At 72.2% G+C, this 4,797-nt stretch carries 2 protein-coding genes; one reads left to right on the top strand and one right to left on the bottom strand.

Annotation, left to right across the window (positions count from 1 at the left end):
* Positions 1–45: 45 nt before the first annotated feature.
* The gene (locus FHL79_RS24615) at positions 46–2,052 is read right to left on the bottom strand and encodes an alpha-1,4-glucan--maltose-1-phosphate maltosyltransferase (RefSeq protein ID WP_138761182.1); all 2,007 of its coding nucleotides are present in this window, start codon (positions 2,050–2,052) and stop codon (positions 46–48) included.
* Positions 2,053–2,179: 127 nt separating this feature from the next.
* Here FHL79_RS24615 and glgP point away from each other — a divergent pair, with 127 nt between their 5' ends.
* Positions 2,180–4,729, top strand: a complete 2,550-nt coding sequence (glgP, locus tag FHL79_RS24610) for an alpha-glucan family phosphorylase (protein WP_138761181.1) — start codon at positions 2,180–2,182, stop codon at positions 4,727–4,729.
* Positions 4,730–4,797: the final 68 nt, after the last annotated feature.

Raw genomic sequence — 4,797 nt, 5'->3', positions numbered from 1 at the left:
GATCACACCGCGCCGTCGCGACGGCGCGGTGTGATCAGGGGTCGTTCAGCCGGGCTGGACGGGGGTGCGCCGGGCGCGGTGCACGGTGAACACGTGTGCGGGTTCACGGTAGGGGTCGAGCTCGACGTAGTTGGACTGGCCCCAGTCGTAGTGCGCACCGGTGATCTCGTCGGTGACGGCGAACCGGTCGGACCAGTCCAGCCCGAGGGCGGGCATGTCCAGCGACGTCGTACCGATCTGCGTGTACGTGCTGTTCAGCGAGACGACCACGAGCACCGCGTCGTCGGACGCAGGATCGGTCTTGGAGAAGCAGAGCAGGTTCTCGTTGTCGGTCGGGTGGAACCGCAGCGTGCGCACCTGCTGCAGCGCCGGGTGGGCGCGGCGGATCTCGTTGAGCCGGCGCAGGTAGGGCGCCAGGGTCCGGCCGGAGGCCTCGGCGGCGGCCCAGTCGCGGGGTCGCAGCTGGAACTTCTCGGTGTCCAGGTACTCCTCGCTGCCCGGCCGCAGACCGACGTGCTCGAACAGCTCGTACCCGGAGTAGACGCCCCAGGTCGGGCTCATCATCGAGGCGAGCACCGCGCGGATCTTGAACATCGGCGGCCCGCCGATCTGCAGCGTCTCGTGCAGGATGTCCGGGGTGTTGACGAAGAAGTTGGGCCGCATGTAGTGCGCGCTCGCGGCCAGCTCACGGCCGTACTCCTCCAGCTCCCAGCGCTCGGTGCGCCAGGTGAAGTAGGTGTAGCTCTGGGTGAACCCGACCCGGGCGAGCTGGTGCATCATCGCCGGCCGGGTGAAGGCCTCGGCGAGGAACAGCACGTCCGGGTCGGTCCGCTTGACCTCCCAGATCAGCCAGTGCCAGAAGTCCAGCGGCTTGGTGTGCGGGTTGTCGACGCGGAAGACCCGGACACCGGCGGCCATCCAGTGCCGCACGACCCGCAGCACCTCGGCGTAGAGGCCCTCGGGCTCGTTGTCGAAGTTGATCGGGTAGATGTCCTGGTACTTCTTCGGCGGGTTCTCCGCGTAGGCGATCGTGCCGTCGGGCTTGGTGGTGAACCACTCCGGGTGCTCGCGGACCCAGGGGTGGTCCGGCGTCGCCTGCAGGGCGAGGTCGAGCGCGACCTCCATGCCCAGCTCGCGGGTGCGGGCGACGAAGTCCTCGAAGTCCTGCAGCGTGCCCAACTGCGGGTGGACGGCGTCGTGTCCGCCCTCCTCGCTGCCGATCGCCCAGGGGGAGCCGACGTCGTCGGCGTGCGCGACCAGGGTGTTGTTCTTGCCCTTGCGGTTGGTGTGCCCGATCGGGTGGATCGGCGGCAGGTACACGATGTCGAAGGCCATCTCGGCGATGGCGGGCAGCCGCTCGGCGGCCTGCGCGAAGGTCCCGTGGGTGGGCGTGCCGCCGACGACCGGCCCCTCGGAGCGCGGGAAGAACTCGTACCAGGAGCCGTAGAGCGCACGGGGACGGTCCACCCAGAGCTCGTACACCTGCGAGCCGGTGACCAGCCGGCGGACCGGGTGGTCGTGCAGGACCCGCTGCAGCGAGGGGGACAGCGCCGGGGCGATCCGGGCGGTGAGCTCGAGCGAGGTGTCGCGCAGCGCGGTGGCTGCGGCGGTGAGTGCCTCGCGGTGCTCCGCGGGGGCGGTCGCGGCGACCTCCTCGAGCAGCCGGGCACCGGACTCCAGGTCGTTGGCCAGCTCCTCGGCGCCCTGGCCGGCCTCGACCTTGACCTCGACGTCGTGGTGCCAGGTGCCGAGGGGGTCGTCCCAGGCCTCGACCTGGTAGGTCCACAGCCCCTCGCTGTCGGGGACGACGGTCGCCGTCCAGCGATCGGGTTCGGGCCCGAACCGCACCATCCGCACCAGGGAGCGGGTGGCGGGGTCGCCGCCGGGCGGGGTGAGCACGACGTCGGCGGCCACGGCGTCGTGGCCCTCGCGGAACACGGTGGCGGTGATCGGGAGGTGCTCGCCGACCACGGCACGGGTCGAGAAGGACCCGCAGGACACGACGGGGGCGACATCGGAGATGCCGAGGCGGAGGTCAGGGCGGCCAGTCATCGCGGCAAAGCTATCCAGAAGGCCACCGGCTCACACGTCGGCGGCGGTCCTGCTCGGCCGGGCGGGTGGGGACGGCCGCTGCCCGGGGGACCCTGTGCGTGAGCGCGGTCACGATTATGGTCAGCGGATGCGAGCTCTCCGCAGACTCACCGTCCGCGCCTCCCTGCCGGAGGCGCTGAGGCCGTTGTCGCAGCTGGTCATCAACCTGCGCTGGTCCTGGCACTGGGCGACCCGCGACCTCTTCGAGGCCCTCGACCCCGAGCTGTGGGACAGCTGCGGGGGCGATCCGGTGAAGGTGCTCGGCGAGGTCTCCGCCGAGCGGCTGGCCACGCTGGCCGAGGACCCGGAGTTCCTGCGGCGCATGCACGCCGTCGCCGAGGACCTGCGCACCTACCTGGACGCGCCGCACTGGTACCAGTCGCTGGGCGCGGAGGCGCCGGCCTCGATCGCCTACTTCTCCGCGGAGTTCGGCATCACCGAGGTGCTGCCGCAGTACTCCGGCGGCCTGGGCATCCTGGCCGGTGACCACCTCAAGGCCGCCTCCGACCTCGGCGTCCCGCTGATCGGCGTCGGGCTGCTCTACCGGTCCGGCTACTTCTCGCAGGGCCTCTCGCCGGACGGCTGGCAGCTGGAGCACTACCCGGCGCTCGACCCGCACGGCCTGCCGCTGAAGCTGCTCCGGGAGCCCGACCGCACCGCGGTGGTCATCTCGGTGCCGCTGCCGGAGGGGCGCACGCTGTCCGCCCACGTGTACCGGGCCCAGGTCGGTCGGGTGTCGCTGCTGCTGCTCGACAGCGACATCGAGGAGAACGCCCCGGCCGAGCGCGGCGTGACCGACCGGCTGTACGGCGGGGGAGAGGACCACCGGCTGCGGCAGGAGATGCTGCTGGGCATCGGCGGCGTCCGCGCCGTGCGGGCGTTCTGCTCGCTGACCGGGACCCCGCAGCCCGAGGTCTTCCACGCCAACGAGGGCCACGCCGGCTTCCAGGGCGTCGAGCGGATCCGCGAGCTGACCGAGTCCCACGGCCTGTCCTTCGGCGAGGCGCTGCAGGCCGTGCGCGGCGGCACGGTGTTCACCACCCACACCCCGGTGCCCGCCGGCATCGACCGGTTCCCCCGGGCGCTGATCGAGCGGTACTTCGCCGGCTTCGGCGTGCCGGTGGACCAGCTGCTGCCGCTGGGCGCCGAGGAGGACCCGAGCAAGTTCAACATGGCGCACATGGGCCTGCGGCTGGGGCAGCGGGCCAACGGGGTCAGCCAGCTGCACGGTCACGTCAGCCGGGACATGTTCGGCGCGCTGTGGCCGGGCTTCGACGCCGACGACGTCCCGATCAGCGCCATCACCAACGGCGTGCACGCCCCGACCTGGACCGCCCGCGAGCTGCTCGAGCTGGGCACCCAGACCACCAGCCAGGGCGACCCGGCGACGGTGCGGGGCCAGGTGCACTTCGACGGCGTCGACCGGATCGACGCAGGCTCGCTGTGGCGCACCCGGCGGCTGCTGCGCGGGCGGCTGGTCGAGGAGGTCCGCCGCCGGGTGCGCGCCACCGCGCTGTCCCGGGGGGCGGCCGAGGCCGAGCTGGGCTGGACCGAGACCGCCTTCGACCCCGACGTGCTGACCATCGGCTTCGCCCGGCGGGTGCCCTCCTACAAGCGGCTGACGCTGATGCTCAAGGACCCGGCGCGGCTCAAGGCGCTGCTGCTGGACGACGAGCGGCCGATCCAGCTCGTCATCGCCGGCAAGAGCCACCCCGCCGACGACGGCGGCAAGCAGCTCATCCAGCAGATGGTGAAGTTCGCCGACGACCCGGAGATCCGGCACCGGATCGCGTTCCTGCCCAACTACGACATCGGCATGGCCCGCTACCTGTACTGGGGCTGCGACGTCTGGCTGAACAACCCGCTCCGGCCGCTGGAGGCCTGCGGCACCTCGGGCATGAAGTCCGCGCTCAACGGCGGGCTGAACCTCTCCATCCGGGACGGGTGGTGGGACGAGTGGTTCGACGGCCAGAACGGCTGGGCCATCCCCACCGCCGACGGCGTCTCCGACCACGACCGGCGGGACGAGGTCGAGGCGCAGGCCATCTACGAGCTGCTCGACCGGCAGGTGCTCCCGCGCTTCTACGAGGTCGACACCGACGACGTCCCGACCCGGTGGGTGGAGATGATCCGGGACACCCTGCGCGAGACCGGGCCGAAGGTGCAGGCCACCCGGATGGTGCAGGACTACGTCGAGCAGCTGTACGTGCCGGCCGCGGGTGCGGCCCGGGCGATGGCCGACGGCGGCTACGAGGCGGCGCGCAGCGAGGCGAGCTGGCGGTCGCACGTGCTGGAGAACTGGCACGGCGTACGGGTGGCGCACGTGGAGGCGACCGGTGTGGGGGAGACCCCGGAGATCGGCGGGGGGATCGACCTGCGCGCCGAGGTGGAGCTGCCGGGGCTGACGCCGCACGACGTCCTCGTCGAGGCCGCGTTCGGCCGGGTCGACGACGCCGACGGGCTGCACCAGGTGACCACCGTCCCGATGGCCCACGAGAACACCGAGGGGTCCCGGCACTGGTTCACCGCCACCGTGCCGTTGACCCGGACGGGCGCGTTCGGCTACACCGTGCGGGTGCTGCCGCACTCCGAGCACGCGGCGGTGCCGGCCGAACTGGGTGTCGTGGTCAACGCCTGAGGGACCCCCCTGGCCCCCCACCACTCGCAGGCTCGCGGCGGGACCCTGCAAGGCGGCCGGGTGGGGCG

The organism is Modestobacter altitudinis (genome assembly GCF_005930475.1).
Taxonomy (GTDB): domain Bacteria; phylum Actinomycetota; class Actinomycetes; order Mycobacteriales; family Geodermatophilaceae; genus Modestobacter; species Modestobacter altitudinis.
The sequence above is the reverse complement of the archived record's forward strand: the minus strand, read 5'-3'. Positions and strand labels throughout refer to the sequence as shown.

Coding starts and splice junctions, on each gene's coding strand:
- FHL79_RS24615 (WP_138761182.1), bottom strand. CDS start 2,052: ATGACTGGCCGCCCTGACCTCCGCCTCGGCATCTCCGATGTCGCCCCC.
- glgP (WP_138761181.1), top strand. CDS start 2,180: ATGCGAGCTCTCCGCAGACTCACCGTCCGCGCCTCCCTGCCGGAGGCG.